This window comes from Collinsella aerofaciens, from assembly GCF_018785265.1.
GTDB lineage: Bacteria > Actinomycetota > Coriobacteriia > Coriobacteriales > Coriobacteriaceae > Collinsella > Collinsella aerofaciens_AI.
In genome coordinates this window covers 1-26,576 of sequence record NZ_WQPK01000030.1, presented here as the reverse complement: position 1 = coordinate 26,576, position 26,576 = coordinate 1, and the positions used below count along the sequence as shown (strand labels likewise).

At 57.4% G+C, this 26,576-nt stretch carries 27 protein-coding genes and 1 pseudogene; 7 read left to right on the top strand and 21 right to left on the bottom strand.

Annotated features, from left to right (window positions below):
* Window positions 1-4: 4 nt before the first annotated feature.
* The 19 genes and pseudogenes from dxr to GPK42_RS05205 form a co-directional block, all read right to left on the bottom strand.
* The gene (dxr, locus tag GPK42_RS05295; protein WP_215694015.1) at window positions 5-1,192 is read right to left on the bottom strand and encodes a 1-deoxy-D-xylulose-5-phosphate reductoisomerase; all 1,188 of its coding nucleotides are present in this window, start codon (window positions 1,190-1,192) and stop codon (window positions 5-7) included.
* On the bottom strand, window positions 1,192-2,091 hold the full coding sequence (locus GPK42_RS05290) for a phosphatidate cytidylyltransferase (RefSeq protein WP_233524910.1): 900 nt from the start codon (window positions 2,089-2,091) through the stop codon (window positions 1,192-1,194). Before GPK42_RS05290 ends, dxr begins: the two co-directional genes overlap by 1 nt.
* A 2-nt stretch (window positions 2,092-2,093) precedes the next feature.
* Window positions 2,094-2,888: an isoprenyl transferase gene (locus tag GPK42_RS05285; RefSeq protein WP_215694013.1), complete on the bottom strand. Its 795-nt coding sequence runs from the start codon at window positions 2,886-2,888 to the stop codon at window positions 2,094-2,096.
* Window position 2,889: 1 nt separating this feature from the next.
* Window positions 2,890-3,426 carry a ribosome recycling factor gene (gene frr / locus GPK42_RS05280; protein ID WP_138112676.1) on the bottom strand — a complete coding sequence of 179 codons (537 nt, stop codon included), beginning with the start codon at window positions 3,424-3,426 and terminating at the stop codon, window positions 2,890-2,892.
* Window positions 3,427-3,428: 2 nt separating this feature from the next.
* A complete protein-coding gene (pyrH, locus tag GPK42_RS05275; RefSeq protein ID WP_118259777.1) occupies window positions 3,429-4,151 on the bottom strand; it encodes a UMP kinase in 723 nt (240 codons plus the stop codon).
* Between the two features lie 117 nt (window positions 4,152-4,268).
* Window positions 4,269-5,138, bottom strand: coding sequence for a translation elongation factor Ts (gene tsf / locus GPK42_RS05270; RefSeq protein WP_215694012.1), 870 nt, complete (start codon window positions 5,136-5,138; stop codon window positions 4,269-4,271).
* A 45-nt stretch (window positions 5,139-5,183) separates the two neighbouring features.
* Window positions 5,184-5,912, bottom strand: coding sequence for a 30S ribosomal protein S2 (gene rpsB / locus GPK42_RS05265; protein WP_006236109.1), 729 nt, complete (start codon window positions 5,910-5,912; stop codon window positions 5,184-5,186).
* Window positions 5,913-6,131: 219 nt separating this feature from the next.
* A complete protein-coding gene (locus tag GPK42_RS05260; protein WP_252200135.1) occupies window positions 6,132-7,040 on the bottom strand; it encodes a tyrosine recombinase in 909 nt (302 codons plus the stop codon).
* Window positions 7,041-7,048: 8 nt separating this feature from the next.
* Window positions 7,049-8,386: a methylenetetrahydrofolate--tRNA-(uracil(54)-C(5))-methyltransferase (FADH(2)-oxidizing) TrmFO gene (gene trmFO, locus GPK42_RS05255; RefSeq protein ID WP_215694010.1), complete on the bottom strand. Its 1,338-nt coding sequence runs from the start codon at window positions 8,384-8,386 to the stop codon at window positions 7,049-7,051.
* Between the two features lie 14 nt (window positions 8,387-8,400).
* Window positions 8,401-9,333: a DNA-processing protein DprA gene (locus GPK42_RS05250; protein ID WP_117745984.1), complete on the bottom strand. Its 933-nt coding sequence runs from the start codon at window positions 9,331-9,333 to the stop codon at window positions 8,401-8,403.
* Window positions 9,333-10,856, bottom strand: a complete 1,524-nt coding sequence (locus GPK42_RS05245; RefSeq protein ID WP_055250022.1) for a YifB family Mg chelatase-like AAA ATPase — start codon at window positions 10,854-10,856, stop codon at window positions 9,333-9,335. Before GPK42_RS05245 ends, GPK42_RS05250 begins: the two co-directional genes overlap by 1 nt.
* Complete coding sequence (locus tag GPK42_RS05240) at window positions 10,856-11,341, bottom strand: YraN family protein (RefSeq protein WP_215694008.1); 486 nt, start codon at window positions 11,339-11,341, stop codon at window positions 10,856-10,858. Before GPK42_RS05240 ends, GPK42_RS05245 begins: the two co-directional genes overlap by 1 nt.
* Window positions 11,342-11,530: 189 nt before the next feature.
* On the bottom strand, window positions 11,531-12,319 hold the full coding sequence (locus tag GPK42_RS05235) for a ribonuclease HII (RefSeq protein ID WP_118238098.1): 789 nt from the start codon (window positions 12,317-12,319) through the stop codon (window positions 11,531-11,533).
* Window positions 12,320-12,412: 93 nt separating this feature from the next.
* Window positions 12,413-12,754 (bottom strand): 50S ribosomal protein L19, encoded by a 342-nt coding sequence (gene rplS, locus GPK42_RS05230; RefSeq protein WP_006236098.1) that lies wholly within the window; start codon window positions 12,752-12,754, stop codon window positions 12,413-12,415.
* A 209-nt stretch (window positions 12,755-12,963) separates the two neighbouring features.
* Window positions 12,964-15,714 carry a pyruvate, phosphate dikinase gene (ppdK, locus tag GPK42_RS05225; protein ID WP_215694006.1) on the bottom strand — a complete coding sequence of 917 codons (2,751 nt, stop codon included), beginning with the start codon at window positions 15,712-15,714 and terminating at the stop codon, window positions 12,964-12,966.
* A 748-nt stretch (window positions 15,715-16,462) separates the two neighbouring features.
* Complete coding sequence (locus tag GPK42_RS05220) at window positions 16,463-16,894, bottom strand: P-loop NTPase family protein (protein ID WP_215694005.1); 432 nt, start codon at window positions 16,892-16,894, stop codon at window positions 16,463-16,465.
* A pseudogene (locus GPK42_RS10215) lies at window positions 16,872-17,045 on the bottom strand (hypothetical protein); the annotation flags it as partial. The gene GPK42_RS05220 and the pseudogene GPK42_RS10215, both read right to left, overlap by 23 nt.
* A gap of 104 nt (window positions 17,046-17,149) precedes the next feature.
* Complete coding sequence (locus GPK42_RS05210) at window positions 17,150-18,754, bottom strand: ATP-binding cassette domain-containing protein (RefSeq protein ID WP_215694003.1); 1,605 nt, start codon at window positions 18,752-18,754, stop codon at window positions 17,150-17,152.
* 96 nt (window positions 18,755-18,850) lie between these two features.
* Entirely contained in the window at window positions 18,851-19,213 is a 363-nt protein-coding gene (locus GPK42_RS05205; protein WP_215694001.1) for a hypothetical protein, read from the bottom strand.
* A gap of 166 nt (window positions 19,214-19,379) precedes the next feature.
* Between GPK42_RS05205 and GPK42_RS05200 the strand changes: the two genes are divergently transcribed.
* Genes GPK42_RS05200 through GPK42_RS05185 form a run of 4 tightly spaced genes read left to right on the top strand, consistent with a single transcriptional unit; the run spans window position 19,380 to window position 21,515 of the window.
* Window positions 19,380-19,937, top strand: a complete 558-nt coding sequence (locus GPK42_RS05200; protein ID WP_215693999.1) for a PqqD family protein — start codon at window positions 19,380-19,382, stop codon at window positions 19,935-19,937.
* Window positions 19,938-19,977: 40 nt separating this feature from the next.
* Entirely contained in the window at window positions 19,978-20,274 is a 297-nt protein-coding gene (locus tag GPK42_RS05195) for a hypothetical protein (RefSeq protein WP_215693997.1), read from the top strand.
* A complete protein-coding gene (locus tag GPK42_RS05190; protein ID WP_195233561.1) occupies window positions 20,274-21,320 on the top strand; it encodes a radical SAM/SPASM domain-containing protein in 1,047 nt (348 codons plus the stop codon). The genes GPK42_RS05195 and GPK42_RS05190 overlap by 1 nt, the downstream gene beginning before the upstream one ends.
* Before the next feature lie 12 nt (window positions 21,321-21,332).
* Window positions 21,333-21,515 carry a hypothetical protein gene (locus tag GPK42_RS05185; RefSeq protein WP_195233559.1) on the top strand — a complete coding sequence of 61 codons (183 nt, stop codon included), beginning with the start codon at window positions 21,333-21,335 and terminating at the stop codon, window positions 21,513-21,515.
* A 491-nt stretch (window positions 21,516-22,006) separates the two neighbouring features.
* Here GPK42_RS05185 and GPK42_RS05180 read toward each other — a convergent pair whose 3' ends face one another.
* On the bottom strand, window positions 22,007-22,540 hold the full coding sequence (locus GPK42_RS05180; RefSeq protein WP_215693996.1) for a hypothetical protein: 534 nt from the start codon (window positions 22,538-22,540) through the stop codon (window positions 22,007-22,009).
* Window positions 22,541-23,040: 500 nt separating this feature from the next.
* Window positions 23,041-23,667, bottom strand: a complete 627-nt coding sequence (locus tag GPK42_RS05175; protein ID WP_055287380.1) for a DUF1648 domain-containing protein — start codon at window positions 23,665-23,667, stop codon at window positions 23,041-23,043.
* Between the two features lie 198 nt (window positions 23,668-23,865).
* Here GPK42_RS05175 and GPK42_RS05170 point away from each other — a divergent pair, with 198 nt between their 5' ends.
* The 3 genes from GPK42_RS05170 to GPK42_RS05160 are packed head-to-tail and all read left to right on the top strand — an operon-like array spanning window position 23,866 to window position 26,535.
* Window positions 23,866-24,591 carry a DUF5969 family protein gene (locus tag GPK42_RS05170; RefSeq protein WP_215693994.1) on the top strand — a complete coding sequence of 242 codons (726 nt, stop codon included), beginning with the start codon at window positions 23,866-23,868 and terminating at the stop codon, window positions 24,589-24,591.
* Window positions 24,588-25,667 (top strand): radical SAM protein, encoded by a 1,080-nt coding sequence (locus GPK42_RS05165; RefSeq protein WP_338404333.1) that lies wholly within the window; start codon window positions 24,588-24,590, stop codon window positions 25,665-25,667. The genes GPK42_RS05170 and GPK42_RS05165 overlap by 4 nt, the downstream gene beginning before the upstream one ends.
* Window positions 25,660-26,535 carry a methyltransferase gene (locus tag GPK42_RS05160; RefSeq protein ID WP_215693991.1) on the top strand — a complete coding sequence of 292 codons (876 nt, stop codon included), beginning with the start codon at window positions 25,660-25,662 and terminating at the stop codon, window positions 26,533-26,535. The genes GPK42_RS05165 and GPK42_RS05160 overlap by 8 nt, the downstream gene beginning before the upstream one ends.
* The last annotated feature ends 41 nt before the right edge of the window (window positions 26,536-26,576 follow it).

Genomic DNA, 26,576 nt, shown 5'->3' with positions numbered 1-26,576 from the left:
TGGGTTAGGAACGGGTTGCGGCGAGCACCTGCGCAGCCTTTTCACGCGCCCACGCATCGATGTCGCGAAGCTGCTCAAACGAATCGACCGCCTGCATATCGTGGGCGTCCATGCAGGATTCCACAATGCGATCGATATCGGTAAAGCTGCAGCCATCGTGCAGGAAGGCATCGACGGCGACCTCGTTGGCGGCATTGAGCACGCACGGCATGGTGCCACCCGTCTTGCCGGCACGCTCGGCCAGTGCCAGACAGCGGAAGGTATCCATGTCGGCAGCATCAAACGTGAGCTGCCCCAGCTCGCGGAAATCGATACGAGGCGCCGGGGTATCCCAACGCTCGGGATACGAGAACGCGAACTGGATGGGAATACGCATGTCAGATGCACCGAGATGCGCCATCACGGAGCCGTCGGCGAACTCGACCATAGAGTGAATCTTGGACTGACGCTGCACGACCACGTTAATGAAATCGAGGTCGCAGTTAAACAGATGCATGGCCTCAATGCGCTCCAGGCCCTTGTTCATGAGGGTGGCGGAGTCGATGGTGATCTTGGCACCCATGGCCCACGTGGGATGCGCGAGGGCATCGGCACGCGTCACGCGATCGAGCTCGTCTCGCGTGCGGCCAAAGAACGGACCGCCCGAGCAGGTGAGCCAAATACAATGAGCCTCGCGCGGGTTCTCCCCCAGATAGCACTGGTAAATGGCGGAGTGCTCAGAGTCGACTGGAATAAGCTGGCCCGGTTGCGCCAACGGCATAAGCAAGTCGCCACCGACGACGAGGGACTCCTTGTTGGCAAGGGCAAGGCGCTTATTCGAGGTCAAGGCCGCATGGCTCGCCTCGAGACCGGCGGCGCCCACAATAGCGACGAGCACGCAGTCGACATCGTCGCGACGCGCGAGCTCGCAAACCGCCTGCGCGCCAACGCCGAGCTGCGTGCCCTCGGGCAACTCCTGCAGCACGGCGTCATCGCCATGAGCGGCATCGGCCACGGCAACCGCCGGAACCGAGAACTCACGGGCAGCGGCAACGAGCTCAGAGGTACTGGAGTTAACGGACAGCGCCGTCACCTGCAGGCGATCGGCATGCTGGCGGCACACATCGAGCGCCTGGGTGCCGATAGAGCCCGTACAACCCAGGACGGCAACGCGAAGGCGTCCATCGGGGCCATACGTCGTCTGGAAGGACATTACAGCACGCCTCCGATCATCAGCAACAGCTGCGCGGTGATGCAACCGAAGATAAGCGAATCGCTACGATCGAGCATTCCGCCGTGGCCCGGGATAAGGTTGCCGGAATCTTTGACGCCCACACCGCGCTTGATGCGCGACTCGATAAGGTCGCCGATAACGCCCAGAATGGACACGACCACGCCGCACAGCAGCGCATAGGGCAGGCTGAGCTTGTAGAAGTGCGTCGCCCACAGGATGAGCCAAATCAAAACCGAGCCCAGGATGCCGCCGACAAACCCCTCCCAGCTCTTTTTGGGAGAAATCTTGGGAACCATCTTGTGCTTGCCGATACGGCTGCCCACGATGTAGGCAAACGAATCGGAGACCCAAAGGGACGCGCAAACGCCCACTGAAAGCAGGGCACCGGCAAAACCGGGCACGGCATCGCGCAGCAGCACGATAGCCGACAGCATAAAGCCAGTGTAGATGGGACCCATGAGCGTCACTGCCACATCAGAGATGCGGGTACGCGGCGACCAGACATACCAAATGCCCACAGCGAGCATCAGGGCAAAAAGCAGGGCATTCAGCAACATCGAATCGCCCAACGCCGACAGCGGAAAGAGTACGGCGGCAGCGATACCCATGCGCTCGTTAGCCATCTTGCCATCGAGCCTTGTCATACGGAAAAACTCATAGCAGCACAGACCGCTCATGACAGAAACAAAGATGGCCGTGGGCACGATACCCAAAACCAGGCACAGGATAAAGACTACGGCGTAGACGATACCGGCGGCGGCACGGGTAATAAAGCCCGCCAGCCACGAACCGGTGCCGCTCTTCGCTGCAGGCGCTCCCGCAGTGGCAGCTTTGCGCGCAGGCGTCTTGGGAGCAGATGCCTTGGGACGATCGGACACGATTAAGCCTCCTCGGTCTTGCTCAGTCCACCAAACCTACGGTCACGGCCCTGATAGGCCAAAATGGCGTCGACAAGGCCCCAACGATCAAAGTCGGGCCAATAGGTATCGGTGACGTAGAACTCGGAATAAGCCACCTGCCACAGCAGATAGTTCGAAAGGCGCAGCTCACCAGAGGTGCGAATCACAAGCTCAGGATCGGGAAGGCCGGCAGTATAGAGGTGGGAAGCCACCATGTCGTCATCAATTGCGGCAGGATCGATCTTACCGGCGGCAGCGTCGAGTGCAATCTGACGGACAGCGCGGGTAATCTCGGCACGCGCGCCGTAGTTGACGGCAAGCGCCAGCGTCATACCGGTGTGGTCGGCGCACTCGGCAAGACCGCGTTCAAAAACGTCGCGGGTCTTCTTGGGCAGCGCGGAAATGTCGCCCAAAAAGACAACGCGCACGTTTTCGCGCTTCAGAAGAGGCAGCTCGTCGATAAACGTCTTGGCAAACAGATGCATCAAGACGTTGACCTCATGCTGCGGACGGTTCCAGTTTTCGGTAGAAAACGCATAGGCAGAAAGCACGTCGACGCCCAGGCGCACGCAGGCGGTAATGATCTCGCGCAGCGAGAGGATACCTGCCTTATGACCCTCGGTGCGTGCAAGACCGCGCGACGTGGCCCAACGACCGTTGCCGTCCATGATGCACGAGATATGGTGCGGAATATTATTGAGGTCAAGGTCGGAAAAACCGACGCCCGCAGGGGCGTCGGCAAAGTACTCGACCAGTTTTTGCTCGTCGTATTGCACCTTAGATCTCCATGACCTCGGCTTCTTTTTCCTTCAGAAGCTCCTCGACCTTGGCAACATACTCATCGGTATGCTTCTGGACCTTGGCCTGCTCGCGGCGGACGTCGTCCTCGGTGAGCTCCTCGTCGCGCTCGAGCTTATTGTTAAAGTCGCGACGGATGTTACGGATGGAGACCTTGGCCTGCTCGGCGTACTCGCGACACTCCTTGACGAGCTCGCGACGACGCTCCTCGGTGGGAGCCGGGAACGGCAGGCGAACGACGGTGCCATCGGAGTTGGGGGTAATGCCCAGGTCGGAGGCGCTGATCGCCTTGACGATAGCGTTGATGAGCGCCTTGTCCCACGGCTCGATGAGCAGCATATGGGCCTCGGGGGTCTTAACGGCGGCAACCTGCGTGACCGGCGTGGGAACACCGTAGTAGTCGACGGTGATGTCAGACAGAATGTTGGCGCTAGCGCGGCCGGTACGGACCTTGGAGAAGTTGTGCTTGAGGGACTCGAGCGACTTGTCCATGTGGGCGGTGATGTTCTCTGCCATGCTTAATCCTCCTGATAGACGAGCGTGCCGACGGGCTCACCCGCGAGCGCGCGCTTGACGGTGTCCTCGCCATCGATGTTGAGGACCAAAATGGGCATACGGTTGTCCTGGCACAGAGCCGTAGCCGTGGAATCCATAACCTGCAGGCCGCGGACAAGCACCTCGTGATAGGTGATCTTGTCAAAGCGGACGGCGTCGGCGCACTTGACGGGATCCTTATCGTAGATACCGTCGACCTTGGTGGCCTTGATCAGAATCTCGGCACCAATCTCGCAGGCGCGAAGGGCCGCGGCGGTGTCGGTCGTAAAGTACGGATTGCCCGAACCGGCAGCGAAGATAACGACGTTGCCCTTGGACAGGTGGTTGATGGCGCGACGGCGAATATAGGGCTCGCAGATCTCGTTCATCTGGATAGCACTCATCACGCGGCAGGGAACATCGTTGTGCTCGAAGGCATCCTGCAGGGCAAGCGCGTTCATGACGGTCGCAAGCATGCCCATATAATCGGCCTGGGCACGCTCCATGCCACCGGCAGCGCCGGCCATGCCGCGGAAAATGTTGCCGCCGCCGACAACAACGCCGACCTCATGGCCTACGGCGAGCAGCTCCTTGACCTGCTTGGCAAGATGGTCGGTAACCTTGGGGTCGATGCCGTAGTGGCCGTCGCCCATCAGCGCTTCGCCGGAAAGCTTCAGAAGCACGCGTTTATATCGGATGTCGGACAAAACGATCCTCCTTTTAATAGACTCACAATATGATAGCAAAGGCTCTGCTCAGAGCCATGAAAAAGCAGGCTGTGAGTAAAACCCACAGCCTGCTCATTACCAGCTACAAGAGCTTATTTACTCGCCACGGACCAGGCGGTCGAAGGCAACGACGGTAATGGTATCGCCGAGCTCCTTGGAGACCTGCTCAGCGTACTTCTTGATGGTGAGGGAGCTGTCCTTGATGAACTCCTGCTCGGTGAGCACGGACTGCTTGTAGAACTTCTCCAGACGGCCAACAGCCATCTTCTCCTGGATAGCCTCGGGCTTGCCGGACTCGGCAGCCTGAGCCATGTAGATCTGCTTCTCGTGCTCGACGGTCTCGGCCGGAACCTGCTCGCGGGTAGCGCAGATCGGGGCGACGGCGGCAACCTGAAGGGCAACGTCGTGAGCGAAGGTCTTGAAGGACTCGGCCTGAGCGGTCTCGGCCTTCTCGAAAGCGAACTCGACGAGGACGCCGATCTTACCACCCATGTGGATGTAAGAAGCGAGAGCGCCGTTCTCGGCCTTGCGGGCAGCGAAACGAGCGATCTTCATGTTCTCGCCCATGATGTGAATCATCTCGGTGAGCTCGGAGGAAACGGTCTCCTCGCCCATCGGCTTCTCGAGCAGAGCGTCGACGTCAGCCGGCTCGGTGGTGGCGACAACCTCAGCGACCTTGGAAGCAAAGCCGGTGAACTTGGCGTTGGAGCCGACGAAGTCGGTCTCGCAGGAGAGCTCGAGCAGAGCGCCGGACTTGCCGTCCTCGGAGACGAACGCGGCGACAGCGCCCTCGTTGGTCTCACGGCCAGCCTTCTTGGCAGCCTTGGCGAGGCCGTTCTTGCGCAGAACGTCGACAGCGGCGTCCATGTCGCCGTCAGCCTCGACGAGAGCCTTCTTGCACTCCATCATCGGGGAGTCGGTCATCTCGCGGAGCTGCTTGACCATAGCGGCGGTAATCTGGGCCATTGTGGTTCCTTTCAAAGAGATGAAAAAGAATTAACTAAGACTGATTTACTCGGCCTTGGGCTCAGCGGCCATCTCGGCCTCGGAGACCTGCTCCTTGCCGGAGCCGGCGAGGCAGGCGTCGGCCATGAGCTCGCACATAAGGGTGACGGCGGAGATAGCGTCATCGTTGCAGGGGATGCCGTACTCGACCTCGTCGGGATCGGAGTTGGTGTCGATCAGGGCGACGACGGGGATGTTCAGGCGCTGGGCCTCCTTGATGGCGTTCTCCTCGCGCTTGGTGTCGATGACGAAGAGAGCCTGGGGCAGACCCTTCATATCGCGGGCGCCACCGAGGTTGGTCTGGAGCTTGGTGAGCTCCTTACCCAGAACAGCCTGCTCCTTCTTGGGCAGAACAGCCATGCGGCCGTCCTCGACCATGGCCTCGAGCTCCTCCATGCGGTTGATGCGGGAGCGGATGGTCACGAAGTTGGTCAGCATACCGCCGAGCCAACGCTGGTTGATGTAGGGCATGTTGGCGCGCTCAGCAGCGTTCTTGACGGCCTCCTGAGCCTGCTTCTTGGTGCCGACGAACAGCACGTTGCCACCCTTGGCGACGTTCTTGACAAAGGTGTAGGCCTGGTCGGCGTCGAGGATGGTCTGCTTGAGGTCGAGGATGTAGATGCCGTTGCGCTCACCGAAGATGAACGGCTTCATCTTGGGGTTCCAGCGACGGGTCTGGTGACCGAAGTGGCAGCCGGCCTCGAGCAGGGTGCGGATATTAATCTTGGTAGCCATGTTAAACCTCCTGTGGTTTGCCTCCGCGCGGGGTCATCCTCCAAAACCAACCCGGACATGTGCTACCAAAGCCCGGGCACCACGGTATGAAGTAGCCGCGCGTGCGTGATAAAAACCTGTTGCCGTGAAGCAACCCGATGAATGATAGCAGGAATGCATCTTCCTGCCAACCCGCAATCAAAACCACACACCTGAGCGCGGCACGGGACGTCCCAGCCACTATTCGCCGCGGGGATGGGCTTGAGCCACAGCCCGCTTAAGCCGATCGGGTGTGAGATGCGTGTAGATCTGCGTCGTGGACAGGCTCGCATGACCTAGCAGCTCTTGAACCGAGCGCAGGTCCGCGCCGCCCTCGAGCAAGTCGGTCGCAAAGGTATGGCGCATCGCATGCGGGGCGATGTCGGCCGGAATGCCGGCGAGCGTCGCCAGCATATGAAACCGCCGCCTGAGCATGGCGGCACTCATGCGATTACCGCGCGCCGATATAAGCAGCGGATGCGGCCCGGTAGCGGGGTCACGACGCTTTGCCTGAGCGAGCAACTCCGGCCTCCCCTCCTCAATATAGAGACGCGTCGCCTCGAGCGCACGACGATACAGAGGGACGATACGTTCTTTGCTCCCCTTGCCCCACAGGCGCAGCGTACGTTCGGACCACGCAATGGACTCCACATTGAGTGCTGCGAGCTCAGAGATACGGGCGCCCGAGGCATAGAGCAGCTCGAGCATCGCCGCATCGCGCAGTCCCGCGGGTGTTGAGGTATCAGGCGTCTTGAGCAGCGCCTCCACCTGTTGGGTCGTCAGCACACCGGGTAGATCGCGCGGGAGCTTGGGCGAGGAAATTGCCGAGACCACATCGCCCTCCACGACCCCCTCGGCAGCCATCCATCGATAGAGCGATCGGATAGCCGACAGATGCGCCGCAAGCGTTCGGGGAGCCACCTGCTCACGCGAAAGCTCGGCAAGATAGCGGCGAATGGTGCGCACGTCGGCAGCGAAAGCATCGATATCCTCGCGCTCGCACCAGGCAGCAAAGCGCTCCAGCCTCGAGCCGTAGGCCGTCACCGTGTTGGGAGAAAGCCCCTCAACGCGTGAGATATAGGCGATAAACGAGTCGACGGTGTCGTACAGGCCAAAGGCTATGACCGGTCGCCTCCAAACAGATCAGGACGAGTGGCCAGATAGGCATCAAGGGCCTCGAGCGCACGGTCCGCATAGGCCTGGTAGCGGTCGCGCTTGCTGCGGCGCTTACCATCCTCGAGTGGCGGCACCAGGCCAAAGTTGACATGCATAGGCTGATAGCCCACGGTGGCAGGATCGGTCGCATAGCCCACGAGCGCACCCAGGGCGCCCACGCGCGGCAACTCGACGCCCGCGACACCGATAGCCTCGGCATAGGTGTTGAGCGCCGCGAGCAGACCGGTCGCCACGGCTTCCATGTACCCCTCGGTGCCGGTGATCTGACCGGCCAGGCGCACGCCGGTACCGGGCACGGCAAAGGTGCCATCGAGCACGTGCGGGGCGTCGACAAAGGTATTGCGGTGCATGACACCGTAGCGGAAGAACTCAGCGTTCTCCAGGCCCGGCACCATATGGAAGACGCGCTTCTGCTCGCCAAAGGTCAGGTTGGTCTGGAAGCCCACCAGGTTATAGGCGGTCTTCTCCTTGTTCTCGGCACGCAGCTGAATCGCCGCCCAGGGGCGACGTCCGGTACGCGGGTCGGTGAGGCCGACGGGCTTCATGGCGCCAAAGCGAATGGCGTCCTTGCCGGTGCGCGCAACTTCCTCGGCAGGCTGGCAGGCCTGGAACAGATCGCCGCCCTCAAAGTCTTTGAGCACCACGCGGTCGGCCGTGGTAAGTGCCTCGATAAAGGCCTCGTACTCCTCCTTGTTGAGCGGAGCGTTGAGATAGTCGCCGCTCCCCTGCTCCTCGTAGCGCGACTGCGAAAACAGCACGTCCATATCGAGCGTGGAGGCATCGACGATCGGCGCCGCGGCATCGAAGAACGCAAGGGCGTCGCCACCAACGAGCTTCATGACCTCTTCGCTCAGCGCCGGTGAACACAGCGGGCCCGCGGCAATGACCACGTGGCCCTCGGGGATCTGGGTGACCTCGCCGTGAACGACCTCGATATTGGGGCGGGCGGCAACCTCAGCCTCGACGAGCTCGGAGAATGTAACACGGTCGACCGCCAGGGCGCCACCAGCGGGAACAGCAGCGCGATGGGCGCAGTCGAGCAGGACTGAACCCATGCGCTCAAGCTCGGCCTTCAGCAAACCAGCCGCGGAATCCGGACGGGTCGACTTAAACGAATTGGAGCAGACGAGCTCTGCCAGGTGATCGGTATGGTGAGCCGGGGAGCTCACCTGGGGGCGCATCTCGCACAGCTTTACGGCAAACCCGCGGTCTGCCAGCTGGATCGCGCATTCCGAACCCGCCAGACCGCCACCGATAACCGTCACCTGATCGAACTGCATCTGCAAACACCTTTCTAATTGACACGTTTTCCATTGTGACCGAAGGGCGTCTGGGCGTGAAGGGCAAACTTGGAGGGCGCATACCTTCCATCCATCATGCGCTCGATAAGGCCCTCGAGTTCAAGCGAACCCAAGAGTTTGAGTACGCCGACAGCATCGAGTGAGACGAGCGCCGCGATGTCGTCGACCTTGAGCGGAGAGGCGATGAGCGCATGCATCACGGTCTGCTGTGTTGGATTCAGGTCGGCAATGCCGGGAGCATCGGGGCGCGAGTAGCGCAGGGTGCCGTATATGCGAGAGATAGCCATCTCGATGGACTCCTCGTCGACAATGCAGCAGGCACCGTTCGCAATGAGGTAATTCGTGCCACGCGACTCGGGCGATAGGATCGACCCCGGCACGGCAAGAAGTTCGCGCCCCAAATCCATAGCAGCCTCGGCTGTAGAAAACGTCCCGGAAGGCATACCCGCCTCGGATACAAAGAGGGCTTGCGACAGGGCCGCGATCACGCGATTGCGACGCGGAAAGGCAAACTTGCGCGGACCCATGCCCCACGGAGAGATCGACACGACCGCGCCGCCCGTATCGAGCGTGCGCGTAATAAGCCCCGCGCTCGAACGCGGGTAGACCACGTCGGCGCCCGTCCCCAGCACCACGACGTGTTTGCCGCCGGCGTTGACCGCAGCCCAACCCGAGGCCTGGTCACAACCGACTGCACCGCCCGAAACTACCGTCACTCCCGCCTCAACCGCCACCTTCGCCGCAAGCTCTGCCACGGCAAGACCATACGGCGAGGCCTTTCGCGCACCGATGATGGAGAGCGCGGGCGTCGAAAGCGCCTCGGGGTTGCCGCGCACATAGAGCGTCTGAGGTACATCAGAAAGCTCCAAAACGGTCTCGGGATACAACGCGTCACCTGGATGCAGCTCGAAGGTCCCCTCAGCCATCATTGGTCCCTCCTTCCCTGGTACATCGCCGCCTCGAGCACGTGGTCCTGCGTCACCTGCTCGCTCTCGGCGACATCTGCGATCGTGCGCGCAATGCGAACAAGGCGCACGATGCCACGCCCTGTGAGATGCGTGCGCTTCGACAGGCCGAGCACACACTTCTCCGCCGCATCATCGAGCTCAAAGGTCGAAACGACGCCGTCAATGGACCGAGTCTCGTCATCCTCGGCCTCGGCATCCGCATCGTCCATGCGGGATTCGCGCCAAGCGCGAAAGGCGCGACCGCGCACAACGTAGTCACGTAACTCGGCCGACGACATGCCCTCCGCACCCTCGATAATCACTTGAGGGTCGGGACGGGTCACATCGATCATCATGTCGATACGGTCGGCCAAAGGACCGCGCAGTTTAGACCGATAGCGCTCGACCATCGCCGCCGAGCAGCGACACGGCACCTCGCGATCGCCCAAAAAGCCGCAGGGGCAGGGATTGCTCGCAGCCAGCAGCTGAAAGCGCGACGGGAAGGTAAAAGCCCCGTCGACGCGTACGATCCTCACGTAGCCGCGCTCGATGGGCTGACGCAGCGTCTGCAGCACGCCAGTGGGAAACTCGGCAAGCTCGTCCAAAAAGAGCACGCCGCCATGAGCAAGGCTGATCTCACCCGGGTGCACCGGGCGCCCGCCGCCGATAAGGCCTGCGGTCGAAATACTGTGGTGGGGACTGCGGAAGGGGCGGTGCCCCGCCAACAAGCCATCAATGTTCTCACCCAAAACCGAATGGATGCACAGTGCCTCCTGCTGATCCTCAACGGAAAGCTCGGGCAGGATGCCGGTCATACGGCGTGCGAGCATCGTCTTGCCCGATCCCGGAGACCCGATCATGAGCAAGCCGAGTTCTCCTGCCGCCGCAAGCGCCATGCCGCGTTTAGCGACTTCCTGCCCCAGCACGTCTGCATAGTCGAGCTCGGGCTCAAAGGTCGCCTCGACACCCTCGGAATCCAAGTAGTGCCGTGCGGCATCGCCCATGCCATGAGCAAGCTGAGACAGATGGTCGATAAAGCCGCAATCTACGCCCGCGAGTGGCACATGCTGGTCGGACCTGCCGGCGATAAAAGACAGCCCCATGTCGCGAGCCAATAGCTGAAACGCCACCTCGCCCTTGACGGGAAGCACCGTACCGTCCAGACCAAGCTCACCTGCGATAAGGCAGCGATCGAGGTTGTCACGGGGAATCTGCTCATCGGCCGCTAGAACCGCGATGGCGATGGGCAGGTCAAAGCCGCTACCGGTCTTGCGGATATCGCCGGGTGCCAGGTTAACGGTAATGCCCGAGCGCGGGATCTCGAACCCGGCGGAGCGCATCGCGCAGCGAATACGACCGCGTGACTCCATCACCTCCATACTCGGAATGCCGAGCATCTGGATGCCCGGAACGCCACCGGCAAGCGAGACCTCGACCGTGACGTGAATCGCCTCGACGCCGCGGATGCAGGCCGCGTGAACGGCAAACGTCTCGAACGCCATCACGACACCTGCCAATCGAACGCGTTGTACTGATGCTCGATCTCGGCGATATGCCCGCCGCGAATGGTGACACCCACGGCATCGAAGCGAATCGCCTTGAGCGGATAATGCTCCATGAGATAGCAGCTTGCGATGCGGCGGTAGCGGCGTTGCTTCTGGACGTCCACGGCCTCCTCGGGAAAGACCCGCGTGTTGCAATCCAGTGCGACGCGTCTGGTCTTGACCTCGGCCATCACCACGACATCGTCGAGCTCATCGAGCAGCACCAGATCGGCCTCGCCCTCGGTGCAACGATAACCCTGCTCCAGCAAGGTGTAGCCGCGCTCGTTAAAGTAGTCGATGGTGATCAGCTCGCCCAGCATGCCAAGCTCGCGGGGACTGAGTCCCTTGATAAACTCGGGCGTCATCGCCCCGCAGTCGAGCTCGCCGTTTTCCCAACGCTCCTTGAGCTGCTGCGTCTTGCTCTTTTTGCTTGCGGCACTCATGGGGTCTCCTTTCCCGCACGCTGCATTGCCCCGATGATGAGGGCACCTTTCATGCGGGTAAGTACCGGAAGCAAACCAAAAGCTGACCAAATGCCGTCAAAAAACGGGCCGTACGCAGCAATGGTGTTGCATACGGCCCGCTACCAGCAGGTTTATAAAACCCCTGAGGTCCCTGTCTCCACAATTGACCTAGAAAAGGCGCTCAGTCTGCAGAAAGTTTCCGCAAAAGCTCACGCGGTGCAGTGGACAAAGTCCATGTTTGCGAATGGCCTCGATATGCTCGGGGCTTGCATAGCCCTTCGACTCGGCCAGATGGTACTCGGGATACTCGGCGTCGTACTCGACCATCATCTCGTCACGCGTGACCTTGGCCATGATGGACGCCGCGGCGATGCAGGCGATTTTGGCATCACCCTTCACCACATCGCGCTCGTTAGGAACGGCGCCCAAGGGGTTACCGTCCATAAGCACGCAATCGGGCTCGAGCCCCGTATCGGCCACGGCGCCCGCAACGGCAGTACGGATAGCACGGGCCATGCCCATCTCATCGATATCCGCAGGAGCGATATGGCAAAAGCCGATGGCAGTCGCCACCTCGGCTATCTTCACCGAGAGCAGCTCGCGGCGCGCGGGCGTGAGCTTTTTGGAATCGTTGATGCCCCAGATGCGCGGCTCCATCGGAAGACACACGGCACACACGGTCAAGGGACCCGCTACCGAGCCACGGCCCACCTCGTCGACGCCCACGACCACACCATCACCGCCGAGCTCATGCATAAGCTGATACATGCCGTTGACGCGCTCGCGCTCGGCAAGCTCTTTGGCATGGCGTTTGAGGGCACGCTCGCAAGCCTTGATCACCTGCTGGCGCGGATCCTCGCGATAATGCTCCACGAGGGCAGGAATCTCCTCAAACGTAGCGCTCGCCAACTCACCGGCAACCTGCGATGCCGAAACCGAGCTCGTCATGTTGGCCATACCAGGCCCTCCTTGCATGCAAATCAGATAAAAAGAAGGGCCACCCGAAGGTGACCCTTGTGTCCAAACGAGTGGACAGACGCTGCGATCTTCTTAGCGCTTCTCGGGGATGCGAGCAGCCTTGCCCACCTTGTCGCGGAGGTAGTACAGCTTGGCGCGACGGACGCGACCATGACGAACGACCTCGAGCTTGGCGATCTTGGGGCTGTGAAGCGGGAAGGTACGCTCAACACCGACACCGAAGGACATCTTGCGGACGGTGAAGGTCTCGCGGGCACCGGCGCCGGCCATGCGGATGACGTCGCCCTGGAAGACCTGGATGCGCTCGCGGTCGCCTTCCTTAATGCGGTAGTGAACCTTGACGTTGTCGGCGACGCGAACCTGAGGAATGTCCTCGCGGATCTGCTGACGCTCGATTGCGCGGATGTAATCCATGTGCAATTCCTTACTCTTCTAGAGGTGCCGTACCACCTTGGCCGGCACGTAGTTGAACAAACGTATTCGAGTATACACGCGCGGGTTTCTGCTGCAAGAACATTTTTTTACGCTGACAAAAAGACAAAACCCGCACATGATAACCGCCCGTCTCACGAATGAGACGGGCGGCATGAAGGGGGCTACGCTAGGCGTCTAAACCCAAAACGTTAGGCGGAACGCTTGGCCTCGAGCTTGGCCTGGGCGGCAGCCAGGCGCGCGAGGGGCACGCGATAGGGCGAGCAGGACACGTAGTCCACGTCGGCCACGTTAAACAGGCCCTTGATGGACTTGGGGTCGCCGCCGTGTTCGCCGCACACGCCAAAGTGCATGTCGGGATTGGTGGCGCGGCCCTTCTCGACGGCCAAGCGCACGAGCTCCAGCACCGCCGTGTCGATGGTCTCGAAGGGGTTGTCCTTCAGGATCTTCTTGTGCAGGTACAGCGGAATGAACTTGGCCTCGGCATCGTCGCGGGAGAAGCCGAAGGTCGTCTGGGTGAGGTCGTTGGTGCCAAAGCAGAAGAAATCGGCGTGCTGGGCGATCTCGTCGGCGACCATGCAGGCGCGCGGCAGCTCGAGCATCGTACCCGCAGGAATGTTGAGCTCCACGCCCTCCTCGGCGGAAACCTCGGCGATGACGCGCTCGATGACCTTGCGGGTCTGGACATGCTCGGCCGTGATGGAGACGAGCGGGACCATGATCTCGGGACGCGGGTCGACGCCCTCCTTGATGAGGCGGGCGGCAGCCGTTGCCACGGCACGGACCTGCATAAGCGGCAGGTCGCCGAAGACGACGGACAGGCGCACGCCGCGCAGGCCCAGCATGGGGTTGGACTCGACCATGCCGTCGATGCGACGCAGGCGAGCACGCAGGGCGGCAAGCTCCTCCTCGCTGGCGCCGGCGGCTTCCTTCTTGGTGATGGCGACCTCGAGCTCGCGAGGATTATCCAGGAACTCATGAAGCGGCGGATCGAGCAGGCGAACGACCACCTCGCGACCGGTCATGGTCTTGAACATGGCCAGGAAATCCTCGGTCTGGACCTTGAGCAAATCGGCCAGGGCCTGCTGCTTCACGGCCTCGTCATCGGACAGGATGAAGCTTTGGATGATGTTCTTGCGATCGCCCAGGAACATGTGCTCAGTGCGGCACAGGCCGATGGCCTCGGCGCCAAACTCAAGCGCGAGCTCGGCATCCTCGGGGTTGTCGGCGTTGACGCGCACGTGGTTGGCGTGGCCGCAGGTCTCATCCAGACGGATCTCGTCGGCCCAGGACAGGATAGTGTCCAGGTCGCCGGTAAGCTCGGCGGAGACCAAGTCAACGGCGCCGTCGACAACGATGCCCTGGGTACCGTCGATGGAGATGATGTCGCCCTCGCGCAGCACGCGATCGCTGCCCTCGATGCGCACGACCTTCTCGGCCGCGTCGATATGGAAGCGCTCGACACCGCAGACGCAGGGCGTGCCCATGCCGCGGGCGATAACGGCGGCGTGGCTCGTCTTGCCGCCATGGCTCGTTAGGATGCCCTCGGCGGCAACCATGCCCTTCAGGTCGTCGGGGTTGGTCTCCCAGCGGACCAGGATGACCTTGTGACCCTCGGCAGAACGCGCGACGGCGTCATCGCTCGAGAACACGACCTCGCCCACGGCGGCGCCGGGGCTGGCGTTAAGACCGGTCGCGAGCGCCTCGTACTTCTTGGAGGAGTCGAACTGTGGGTGCAGGAGTTGGTCGAGCTGAGCGGGATCGATGCGGCTCACGGCCTCCTCGCGGGTGATCAGACCCTCCTCGACCATCTCGATGGCAATGCGTAGGGCGGCGGTGGCGGTGCGCTTGCCCACGCGGGTCTGGAGCATCCAGAGCTTGCCCTGCTCGATGGTGAATTCGATATCGCACATATCGCGATAGTGATTCTCGAGCGTCAGGAACACGCGCTCGAGCTCCTCGCCAGCGGACTCGAGGCCCGGGGTGGTCTTGAGGTCGGCGATGGGCTCGGTATTGCGGATGCCGGCGACGACGTCCTCGCCCTGGGCGTTGACCAGAAAGTCGCCGTAGAACTCCTTGGTGCCGTCGGCCGGGTTACGCGTAAAGGCGACGCCGGTCGCAGAGGTCTCGCCCTTGTTGCCAAAGGCCATGGCCTGAACGTTGACGGCGGTGCCGAGCTCGTCGGAAATACCGTGCTGCTTGCGGTAGATGCAGGCGCGCTCGTTCATCCAGCTGCCAAAGACGGCCTGGATGGCAAGGCGAAGCTGGAGCTCCGGATCGTGCGGGAAGACGGGCTTGCCGTCAGCGACCTCGAGCTCGGGATACAGGGCGGCCTCGACGTTGTCGGAGAAGATGCCCTTGAAGGTCTCGACGAGCTCCTGCAGGTCCTCGGCCGAAAGCTCGGAATCGACGCGGACGCCGGCGACCAGGCGGGCCTGGGTCAGGGCGTTCTCGAACAGATCGGCGTCGACGCCCATAACGACGTTGGAGAACATCTGGATAAAGCGACGGTAGCTGTCCCAAGCAAAACGCGGGTTCTGCGTCTGGGCGATAAGACCTTGGACGGAATCGTCGTTGAGGCCCAGGTTGAGAACCGTGTCCATCATGCCGGGCATGGAGAACGGAGCGCCCGAGCGCACCGACACGAGCAGCGGGTCATGGGCATCTCCGAGCTTCTTGCCGCAGCGGGCTTCGAGGTCGGCCTCGGCGGCAACGATCTCGTCGAGCGCGCCGGCAGGCCAAACATTGCCGGCACCGGAGTACTCAACGCAGGTCTGGCAGGTAATGGTAAAGCCACCGGGGACCGGCAGGCCGATACGGCTCATCTCGGCAAGGTTAGCGCCCTTGCCGCCAAGCACAAAGTTCATGGACTTGTCGCCCTCTGTGACACAAGTGCCCTGGACATCGGTGCCAAAACGGTAAACCCTCTTGCAATCGCGCACGATACTTCCCCTTCTATGTGTTCGCACACACGACCGTGGTAACGAATCGACCCGCCGGATGCAGGCCGTGAGGGAACTATACGGCGGGTTTTGGGCGGGCATGAGCAGAGGCTGCGCGGTTTGGTAAACGTGCTAAAACTGGCGGTAAACGGTAGGTAAAGGTGGTTACCTTATGAAGATACCAGCACAATGTAATTGCAGGTCAAATGTGGTAGAATCAGCTAAAACGGTTTAGCAAATAGCTGTAATTATTGGAATGGTATCTCTTAAACTACGCAATAGCCAAGAAAGACAAAATCTATCAGAAGTATTTGTCCCAGGGATTTTGGTCAGAGTAGCTAATATTGGGACGGGGCTATTTTAGCTACCCCGGCAGATAGCGCGAATGCTTTGGCGGAGTAACGGCCGGGGTAGCTAAAAAAGCCCCATTACAGTTTGAGTCGTCCGAAAGGGCGGCTCCTTACTAGTTCTGGTAATACGATTGAGCCGTACCGATGGTCGCTGGCCGACCGCGACCATCGGTACGGCCTCAACCCGAGACCCCCATCTCGACACATAGCCCGTCATCCGACGAAAGCGCGCAGGTCGTCCTGTATAGGCGCATGGTGTCCCCCTCCGCCGCAAGAGGGAAACGAAAAAGCCCCTCTTTGCCACTACGGACAAAAGGGGCCTCCCAGGGGAAACGTGTTACAAAGCCTTCTTTGCAGGACGATGAAGATCAGAAACCCAACGTCGTACGCGTAGGGACTTACCCAACACCCACGCCATTTCGATCTTCTGGGCCTTCAACGCCACGTCCCGATAAGCATCCGGGCATCGGAATGACCACGTCGCAAGCCGCAAGCATCTCTTCGTCATGAGTGACAACAATTACAATATGGTCTCTCTTAACCTCATGAAGCAATTTAATTAGTGCGCTCCGGCTCTTCGCATCAAGCGCTGAAGTTGACTCAAGAAACAACATGACGTCCGGCGATTTCAACATCTGCCGCACAATTGCGATGTTCTGCTTCTCCCCGCCGGACACCCCTCCTTTCTTGCTGCCAAGCATCGCTGCCGCCCCGTTCTCCGCAGCGGCAATCATTTTGTCTAACCCCAATATGGCAAGCATCCGATTCAGTTTGTCGGCCTCGAAATCATCAGAAAGCAGCGTAAGATTATCGAGGATCGTCCCCCCCAACAATAGGGGGCTCTTGCTCCGTAATGCCAACTCGGCACCGCCGCAATGCGTATCGGTCGATGCGACGCTGTGATACCCCGTTGTAGAGGACGGCCCCTTCCGTGTTATCTGGATATAGACCCAATATCACTGACAGCAGCGAGCTCTTCCCCGAGCCATTTCTTCTTGCTTACTGTTTTTCTTATATTGTAACGATTTTCGATAAGAGGAAAGATTACTCCATGACGCGCAAGCCCGAATTCTAAGCGTTTCCCATCAGCATTGCCCATTTTTCGGATCGAAATCCAAATCCAGCTTCCTATCGCATGCTGAAATCAAATCCTGATCATGGCTTACAACAAGAATTAACTGATCGAAGGGATTTCGATGAATATACTCCGTGAACTCCCGACGGCTTTCTTCATCTAAATCGTTCGTTGGTTCATCAAACACAAGCACTTCCGGCTGCCTGCGAAGTGCTGCGAATATCCTTAGCTTTCGATACTCTCCACCAGAAAGGTCTCTACAATTCTTGCCTTTTAACGATTCGACGGTTCGATAGAAACTCGGCACAAACTCTCGGAGGTTTTCGCTCGATCCCCGAATCGACGTCCTCTCAAGGTAATTCTCCACCGTTTCGTTCGGAATAAAGAGCTTTTGCGGGCACACCGCAAACAGGTCCCGTCGGATCGTCTCCATATCGAGCTCTTCATATGGCACCGACCCCAAAGCCCGATGTCCCCCAGCAGAATATAGTCCAAGGAGCACCTTCAGAAACGTGCTTTTTCCGCATCCGTTCGGCCCGGTAATGGCATAGGTTTTTCCTTCCTCCACCTCCACGGAGAGGTCGCGGTATAAGTAGGGCTTTCCCGCGTATCGGTACGCGATGTTGGACAACGATATGCTCTCCACGTGCCCAACCGTGAGGGTGCCGCGGTCCTCGGCGTCCTCCGTCAGAGCCCCCAATCGGTCGAACGAGGCCCTTGCGTCCTGATACGATTTGAAATAATTCAAAAAATACTTGAAGCATCCGAACGCCATCGAGTAATACGAGTTCACCATTGTGAACTCGCCTAAGCTCATTCTTCCGCTCAATATTTCCATCCCGGAGATCACGAGCAGTGCCCCCCGAAACACAGACGAGATCAGGCCGTCGCTTGATGTGGCCAGATTCGAGACCCTACTTGCTTTCATGTAAATCGGGTAGTACCCCTCGAATACCCCTTTGAGCGTCCGAGCGCTCTGGTTATATGCGCCATCGCACTTAATGTCAAACAACTGCGACAGCTCGCCGCTCACGGACGCGAAAAGCTTACTCAAACCCTCCTTGTTCGCAAGCGAGCTGTTGTACAACGGCTTTTTCAACGCCCTGAATAAAATGAAGTACGCAACAAGCGAACATGCACTTAACACCAGGAACACCGGATTAATCGAAAACAGGATGATGCATATCAACACAACCAGAACGACGTTAAGCCCGATCGTCAGGAAGTTGTTCACGACAAACGATGACACCGCATTCGAATCCGCATACACCCTCTGCGTTGTATAGGATGGATCCGCCTGCTCCCCCTTTTCCAGGGGCCCCCGTTCAAACGACTCACACGTGGTCCCCATCAGTCTCGTCGTCATCTCCAAGATGACGCGCGATACGTTCACACCCATCGCATACGACATGAAGGAGGCCGATATCCCTATGCCCGCAACAAAGGCCGCAAACCACACGACGCGAGATGGATCCCTATTCGTCACGAGAAAGTCTACAAACCCACCGTTTAAGGCGGGCATGACGCACGAGAGAGCAAAATTCACCAGCATGAGAATCACGAAAAGCCGTGACCCTTTACACCGAAACAACTCGTGAACCGTCTTCTTAAACATGCCAGCTCCCATCAAGCGGCCTTTTATCCAAAACTGAATTTGTTTGCCGCTTAATCGCTCCCATATATCCCTTGTTGTTAATCCTTGCTCAAGACATTATCTCGGGTTGCGGTGCCCAGGATTCCATTTCACCTTTATATACATACGAATAAGCCCCCTATTTGCATAGGCAAGCGCGGCGATTATAACAGCAGCCACCATCAGACCGAGAATAGCCCTTTTGTCCGGAAAAAGGGACGAGAGAAAAAGGCATATTGCGGAGAAAACTATAGACGCCCCCACCACTCGGTTTGCGCCTAGAGACTCGGCCGTCCGCTTTGCCTCCTCTAAACGCTCTCCCGATAGCAATGACATTCCGGCAAGCAATCCCGTGAGCTTGCCTCGATATATCATTATTCCGAACACCAGCAGCAGGCATGACCCCACCATTGAAACCACAACGTCCGACATCGCCATCACTCCAGTCCACTCCTTCAATACCAGCCCTATCGACAAACATCAAAACTTTTTTAACCTAATATTGTATATCGATATAAATATATTCTTTTATATATCGTTTCGATTTGTGATATTTTATCGAATGAGTTGCTATTCGAGGAAGATAGGCCACAACCAAAGGAGATCAATGGAATCCGTGAATGTTTGGAGCGCGCAAATCTCATCATTGCCTGGAGTCATCCCTATCCCCCTCGACCCAAGCTACCTTCGCAGTGAACCAAATAACCGCCTGAGCGTCCTAAGCTCAGATGGGAAACAAATCTATACGATCCTCAACAGGGTCGCTAAAGAGATTCTTGACTTATGCGACGGCACCTGCGATTTGCCCAAAATTCTCCGTCTGTTCCAAGAAAAATACCCAGATCAACCGCGCGAGACGCTAGCGCATGACCTGGCCCAAACCCTGCATAGCCTGACCGTAAACTGTCTTATCGTTTGGAAGAAAGAAGGGAGATATATGAACGACCCTTTCGGCTCCGATTACCTAACATCGGTGGATCCCGACGAGCTGCTTATTCTCGCGGACGCGAGCAGGTTTGCTGAAATCGAAGAGGCGGCTGCAAAATCCCTCTCTGCAAAACAGTCCAAAAATGGTAATAGGATCTATTTCTCTGAGTTCGACGTTGAGCCCGAATTGGAGAACTTTCTGGTTCTTCGTCAAAGGCTCTTTTTCTTTTACCCATGATTATTTTCTACTCACGAGCCAGTCCGGAGAAATTAATGGATTGATAATATGCGAGCCGGCCACTAATCCCGCCGGCCGCAGCGTCATCATCAAATTTATCTCATGCAGCTCCACGCTGCTTGTCGGTGTGCTCGACCGCCTTGCGGAATACTACGGATCTTCCGCTCCCAAAGCCTACCGCGCGCTCAGAATTGACGCGCCTGATTCCACCCCAATCGCCGAACAACTTGACCATTCCGACCAGCGCCTTGGCTTTTCCTTAGTCGGCACCCTGCCCAATGAGCTCGACTCGGGCGACGTCAAGCTGTTTGTTCGCCCGCTCGATAAGAAGCAATAATGAGCATGCCGGCAATAATCGGAGCGCCCCACAGCGTTGCGCTCGACATTACAAACAAATGCAACCTTCGTTGTCTACACTGCTTCAACAACAGTGGAGAAAACGATGTCGTCGCGAACGAATTATCCGACAACGAAGTCCTCGAACTCGTCGACTCGATTTGTCAAATGCACCCCTTTAGCTTCTGCTTCTGCGGAGGCGAGACCCTCCTGCGAAAGGATCTTGTCATCGAATCCTTGCGGCGGCTCAGCGCATCTGGCGTCAAATGCAACCTCGTGTCAAACGGTCTGCTCGCAAACTCAAATACTTTGCATGAGCTCGAACGCGCCGGTTTAAACGGCATACAGTTTAGCCTCGATGGCCTACGCGATTCTCACGAACATATGCGAGGACTCTCGGGATTATACGACCGGGTGCTCGACGCCATCGATATCACGCTGAACGAAACCTCACTGCACCTTTCAATTGCCTTTTGTCCGACATCGTTCAATGTCGACGATTTCAAACCAGTTTGCACGATGCTTCGAGACAAGCTGAAATCGTCGGGTAGAACTGACCGAATTGACCTTAGAGTTCAGCCGCTCATGCTCCTCGGTAGAGCCCGAAGAAACCGCACGATTCGCCCTTCGAATAATCAATACCGTCGGCTAGTCAACACGATCAATGACCTTCGATACGATCCGGACTATCGAGGCTACTTCATGCTTGAGTGGGGCGACCCCATCGACCACTTGGTCAGATTCCCTCAACTGCAAATGCAATTTGACCAAGTGGCCATCCACGCCAATGGCGATATCGTCGCATCCCCCTATATACCTCTCATCATCGGAAACGTTCGCAAACACAGCCTTCAGGAATACTACGATGCCGGAATGGCAACCGTTTGGGATAAGCCCGTTGTTACCGCGTTGGCCAATCGTATGCACTCGATTGACGAGATGGAAGAGATCTCATCGTTGATTGCAGACATCAATATGGACGGCGACCTCTATATCGACCTGATCGACGATGATCTAGGCGACCTGAGCGTCCTGTCACAATTCTAAGGAGATGTTCCCATGTATGAGACCCCAGAAGTAGAGAAGATGGATTCCAAAACCGGCCCCGTTCCCGTTGTGGTCAACTTTGCAGCCGTCGTGGATAACGTAGTCGCAGCCGTCTATGATGCCGTCGTTGCGGCCTACGCATTCTGGTACTCGGCAGACAACGACGGCACCGGGACGAGTGCAGCACAGAACTAGTCGCCGGCTCATCGAGCAATCGCCTCGCCTATCACTGCATGCGATTGACTGCGCAGCCCCAGCCAACGCCCAAAGCGCCTTGAAGAGCTGCTTGTAACATTCGTTCATTCAACAGCGAGATCTCTTCACCATTCTCGGCCGGCCCGACAGATCGACACATCAGTCGGGCCGGCCAGACTTATACAACGCGGCGACTCCGCTCACGCCACCCCCCCCCGAAACTCACGCTGTCATCACACGGGCAATCAGCACTGAATCCTGTTATGCGATATGGGCAAACGGCCACGTGCGCGATTAAAACGAATTCACTTAACAGACTTCAAGAATGCTTTAGCACCGCAGGATGGCCATACGCGGAGCGCGGCACGCATAAGCCAAAAGCGGCATTAAAAGCCATCCCCTTCCCTGCTGAATGCGCGTCCTAGCCCATCAACCGGTCGGACCATCGCGAAGATGATCCGTGCTTCCATACTGCAATGCGATATCAAGCATCACGAATAGTCCCCGCCCAACGGGGTTCTCCCCTCCGCAGGCGTTTCGGAACCCGCCCCCATCCCAAATTCCCCCGCGGCGCGGGCACGGGCGGCGAGGTCGGATGTGAAAGCCGGACCGCAGAGGTATCGAGCGCACGCGGCCAGGGCCTCGAGGGCGCCTGGCGGGTAGGGAGATCCGAGCATGAGGCAGGACAACGCGCAGGCCCGCAAAAGGTTCACGAGCTCCCCCGCGACGCGGCAGACCCTCGGCTGCCCCTCGTAAAGGATGCAGAAGACACGGTCGAGGTCCGACGGTTCGACCAGGCTGTACCGGCAGTCCGCGTACAGTGCGCAGCCCCTCCCGCGCGGGTCGCCGTCCGAGTCCTCATCCGGCTCATGATGGCGCACCTCGACCCAAAGGCCCTCCAACACATCGTCGAACCCGAAATCGAGCTCCGCCTGGACGCTCTCGCCGAACGCATCGCCCAGGGCGAGCTCCGGCACCTTCGTCACACGGCCGTCCAGCCACTCAATCTCTGTCATCGCGCGCACGGTGCAAGCCCCTTCCGACACGGGATTGTCAGCTCAACCCGACCCTTACCCATACGGACGAACATAACTCGCCAGGGGAAGCCCCTGAAGGCCGTGCGCCACAACATGAGGCCGAATCCGCCCCCGGCTGGACAGGCCAACAACAAAGGAGCACACGGAACCGGCGCGGCGTTACAACCATCCCGGCAAGCGTGTCACTTGGCCAAGTCATGATGCCGACAAACCCGGAAATGCTCCAACGGAGCGCCGAACGAGCGTAACAATATAAAGCCGTGCAACACGCGTTGGACGACCAGAACAACCCAAACAAAGGCCTGCCGGTCCCACCTTCAAGCCCAATAGCAAAATGTGCATCAGCGGATTTGCAGCGATACAAGTCTCAACCTTCACCATCACACCGCAGCGCGCCTAGTCCCACTCATCCTACTGCAAATGTCCCAGAACGAGAAAACGTCCAGCTTAACATGCCACCCTTTATATCCGCACGCGCGTAATTCAACTCATAAGGACCGGCTATCCCTTACCTGTGACACAATCTCAAACGCACAGAACAGAATCATCAGTCCAATCATCGCATACGAGGCAGCCGAACCTTCAAGCACTATTCCACAAAGAACAATCTCCGCGCCGCCAATAAGAACTGTTATCAGGCGCTCTGCCTTTTTGCTCTCGCCGCTCGCATAAAAAGGCGGCAAAGCGCACAAGATCACATATAGCCCGGGAAGGGAATACAGGATCGATAGTCCAAGCCCCCCATCAACCGCAGTGTTTTGCGTAAGAATCAACTGAACCCAAACGGCAATTATCACTGAGCAGGTTGTCGATAAAAGAAGACTAGAAATATAGCACGCAACAAAGTCCCGTCGCATTCGAACAGAGAAATCCGCGAACTCTCTTCGCCGCGTGGAAACAATAAGGTACACAGAAATTGCAATAGAACCAATCAGAGAAAACAGCGGAACAACCAGCAATTCAAGCTTATTACCCCATCGATCAACCACGCCCCCACTCCAATGAGCGGGAATTGTATCAGGGAGGACTGACCAAGCCGCCCATAGAATCAGAAATGGAAGAATAGAGAGGATGAAAGATGATAACACTGCAGTAATTTTTTTTGAGGCTCTCATCGATTCCGCATCTCCTTGCGCGCTCACATTCCACTCCGCCTTAAATCAAGTATAAATAAAAAGTTGAATGCAAATTTGTTTTGATTAGTATGGAAACTATATCCATTTAGTTCTAATTTGTTCGTAGTATCAAATCGATACCGACACTAGCATGACGTAGTCTTTCAAGACAGCTATTCAACATTGGAGGTCACCGCTATGGACAATGTGAACCACCTAAACGAACTCTCAATACAGTCCCAGCTTAGCATCCTTGAAAAACTGGTCGCGGACGCGGAGCAATCTACCGACGCAAGACGCGATTTCGAAGCTCAGCCTCGTGCCGTATTCCAGAAATATGGAATTACAGACCTCCAAATCAAAGCGGGAAATCGAAAAGTCTCTCTGTACGAACTGGTGGAGTCAACCGAAAAGGAGGCGCGTGTCCCCGTTGCACGCGCAGTATATCGTCGTATCCAACTTGCATATTATGACGAGGACACCGAAGCTGATCCGCAAACGATACCTCTCGTAAACGTTGTACTTAATGCAAACGCAGTAACGAACGCAAACATCATTCTGAACGCAAACGCAATGGCAAACGCAAACGCGAATGCTCAAAACAACGCCAACCTTAAGTACGACGTCAACACAATGGGCTATGGATCAGCTATTTTTATGAACAAACCTGATGTTGTTGAACTATCGGAATCGTACAAACAAACTTCTGTTTTCAGGAAATTTGATCAAGAGGGCTTGAGTGCGGCGAGGCAAGCAGCCGTGCTTAAAACAGCAATCAAGAATTCCAGCTCCAATACCATCAACCCCGAAGGGGCTTCCAATGGGGTCGCCCGCGGGTCTTATCGCTCCGTCGAATTCGAAGTTACTTACTCCGAGAACGAAGGCACCTTGGTAATCACCGACGCCCGTTTGCTCGCGGCATGATTTCCGAAAGCTCGCAGCACGTGCTGTTCCGCAGACCTCGAATGCTGACATTTATAACAACATATAGATGTGGCGCTGTGTGTGATCATTGTCTGATGAGCTGCACTCCGAACAACAGTGACAGGCTTACTCTTCCCCAAATGCGGCAATTCATCGATAGCTTCGCCGAAGTATGCGTCGGAAGTGGTGTTGTTGTGTTTACGAGCGGAGAATGCACCCTTCTTGGCGAAGACCTTCTCGAGGCCATCGCATATGCGAATTCTTTAGGACTCTTTACTCGAATTGTAACGAATGCGTGGTGGGCGAAAAGCGAAAGAGACGCAGAAACGCTCCTCAACGAATTGAAGTCATGTGGCCTTGACGAAATCAATATCAGCTGCGACGACTTTCATGCGGAATATATACCCCTCGAGAATGTGCGCAACCTTTGGAACTCAGCAAAAACAATGGGCTTTCAAACTCTCGGCATTGCGGTCTGCAGAGATAACAACAGTACAATCAGCCCGGCATACCTGTGCAAGTACCTTAATGAAGACATTCCACTCCTGCATCAGCTCGACGATAATACCCAGACTCCCCGCGCGCCAGCCCGCTTCATCACGGATTCAGGCATCACGCGAATTGGGCGCGCACGAAATCTCAGTCTCAACCAAAATGCGCGACCGCAGGCACGTCTCTTAGCGTCACACTGTTCCGACTGCGGCCAAGACTTCGTTATTTCCCCAAACTGCCATCTTTCACCCTGCTGCGGAATAAATGCAGAGGGAACTTGGCTTTTCGATCTTGGCAAAATCAATCTGACGGATGACATTAATGAACTGCAGCTGCTCCTACTTAATTACATACAATACATAGGACCAGGAGGACTGCTGAAGCACTTGCGCACGAGCGGAGGCCTTTCTTCATTTGGGCGCTCAAGCTACCTCTCTCAATGCGAGATTTGCGAAGACATCGCCCTCTCGAAAGAGGCACAGACCTGTCTTGCAAAGCTGGCTCCTAAACTGGCAGCCGACTTGATTGTCGAGACTAAATTCGAGACTACCTTTATCGGAAATGGGTCTGATATACATGATTGAAGTGCTACCCTCTTTAAATTCGCTCTCGAGTAATCCACTCCGTAGATTGGACACTCTTGGAGTAACAGATTTTTTAGACACACTTGACATATCTATAGATCCTTTTGAATGCGCGCATCGCATCTGGGATCAACTTGACAGGGAGCATCAAGAGCTCGTCTCCTTCCTGATGCTAGGTGGAGAGATTGATCTCGATTCAGAAGTGGCAAAAAGAAGACTGCTGAAAGGCACTGTTGAAACCATAGCCTCACTCGGGCTGCTAAGCGAGCACAATGGCAATGCCTCCCTTTCCGGTTTATCTCTAATCCGATATCATGGCATCTGGCTTTTTGCCGATGCGCCATCACCCTCGCCTTTACTATATTTTGGCTCTGATTCAATTGGGCTCGCTCGTCGGCTAAGCCCATCCCCCGGAAAGAATGCCTTAGACCTCTGCTCTGGACCAGGCATCCAGGCACTCATACTGGCAAAATCTGGAATGCACGTCACAGCGATAGATATCAATCCAATCGCCTCAGAAATCTGCCAACTAAACGCACTGGTCAATGGTATTAGCGAAGATTTAACTATTCTAACCGGAAGTCTCTACAACGCACTAAACAATATCGAAAGCGCTTGCAGCTATGAGCTCATTACGGTGAATCCTCCTTTGCTGCCAATCCCAGAAGACGTACCGTACCCCTTCGTTGGCGATGGCGGTCCAGATGGCCTCATCATCACAAGCAAGGTTATTCGAGGTGCAGGAGATAAACTCACTGATAGCGGATATCTCTCTGCAATTGGAATGATTGGCCTTGGAACCAACAATCAATCAGCATTTGAACGAATAGATCGCGTCGAAAATGTTGGTGTAAGGGTGACGCTCTAGCGCCCGTTTAACGAAGAACGGCCTTCGTCCTAGAATCTGAA

Coding starts and splice junctions, on each gene's coding strand:
- dxr (WP_215694015.1), bottom strand. CDS start 1,192: ATGTCCTTCCAGACGACGTATGGCCCCGATGGACGCCTTCGCGTTGCC.
- frr (WP_138112676.1), bottom strand. CDS start 3,426: ATGGCAGAGAACATCACCGCCCACATGGACAAGTCGCTCGAGTCCCTC.
- tsf (WP_215694012.1), bottom strand. CDS start 5,138: ATGGCCCAGATTACCGCCGCTATGGTCAAGCAGCTCCGCGAGATGACC.
- rpsB (WP_006236109.1), bottom strand. CDS start 5,912: ATGGCTACCAAGATTAATATCCGCACCCTGCTCGAGGCCGGCTGCCAC.
- trmFO (WP_215694010.1), bottom strand. CDS start 8,386: ATGCAGTTCGATCAGGTGACGGTTATCGGTGGCGGTCTGGCGGGTTCG.
- GPK42_RS05250 (WP_117745984.1), bottom strand. CDS start 9,333: ATGGCTGAGGGGACCTTCGAGCTGCATCCAGGTGACGCGTTGTATCCC.
- GPK42_RS05245 (WP_055250022.1), bottom strand. CDS start 10,856: ATGGCGTTCGAGACGTTTGCCGTTCACGCGGCCTGCATCCGCGGCGTC.
- GPK42_RS05240 (WP_215694008.1), bottom strand. CDS start 11,341: ATGAGTGCCGCAAGCAAAAAGAGCAAGACGCAGCAGCTCAAGGAGCGT.
- GPK42_RS05235 (WP_118238098.1), bottom strand. CDS start 12,319: ATGGCCAACATGACGAGCTCGGTTTCGGCATCGCAGGTTGCCGGTGAG.
- rplS (WP_006236098.1), bottom strand. CDS start 12,754: ATGGATTACATCCGCGCAATCGAGCGTCAGCAGATCCGCGAGGACATT.
- GPK42_RS05210 (WP_215694003.1), bottom strand. CDS start 18,754: ATGTTTAAGAAGACGGTTCACGAGTTGTTTCGGTGTAAAGGGTCACGG.
- GPK42_RS05200 (WP_215693999.1), top strand. CDS start 19,380: ATGGAATCCGTGAATGTTTGGAGCGCGCAAATCTCATCATTGCCTGGA.
- GPK42_RS05190 (WP_195233561.1), top strand. CDS start 20,274: ATGAGCATGCCGGCAATAATCGGAGCGCCCCACAGCGTTGCGCTCGAC.
- GPK42_RS05185 (WP_195233559.1), top strand. CDS start 21,333: ATGTATGAGACCCCAGAAGTAGAGAAGATGGATTCCAAAACCGGCCCC.
- GPK42_RS05175 (WP_055287380.1), bottom strand. CDS start 23,667: ATGAGAGCCTCAAAAAAAATTACTGCAGTGTTATCATCTTTCATCCTC.
- GPK42_RS05170 (WP_215693994.1), top strand. CDS start 23,866: ATGGACAATGTGAACCACCTAAACGAACTCTCAATACAGTCCCAGCTT.
- GPK42_RS05165 (WP_338404333.1), top strand. CDS start 24,588: ATGATTTCCGAAAGCTCGCAGCACGTGCTGTTCCGCAGACCTCGAATG.
- GPK42_RS05160 (WP_215693991.1), top strand. CDS start 25,660: ATGATTGAAGTGCTACCCTCTTTAAATTCGCTCTCGAGTAATCCACTC.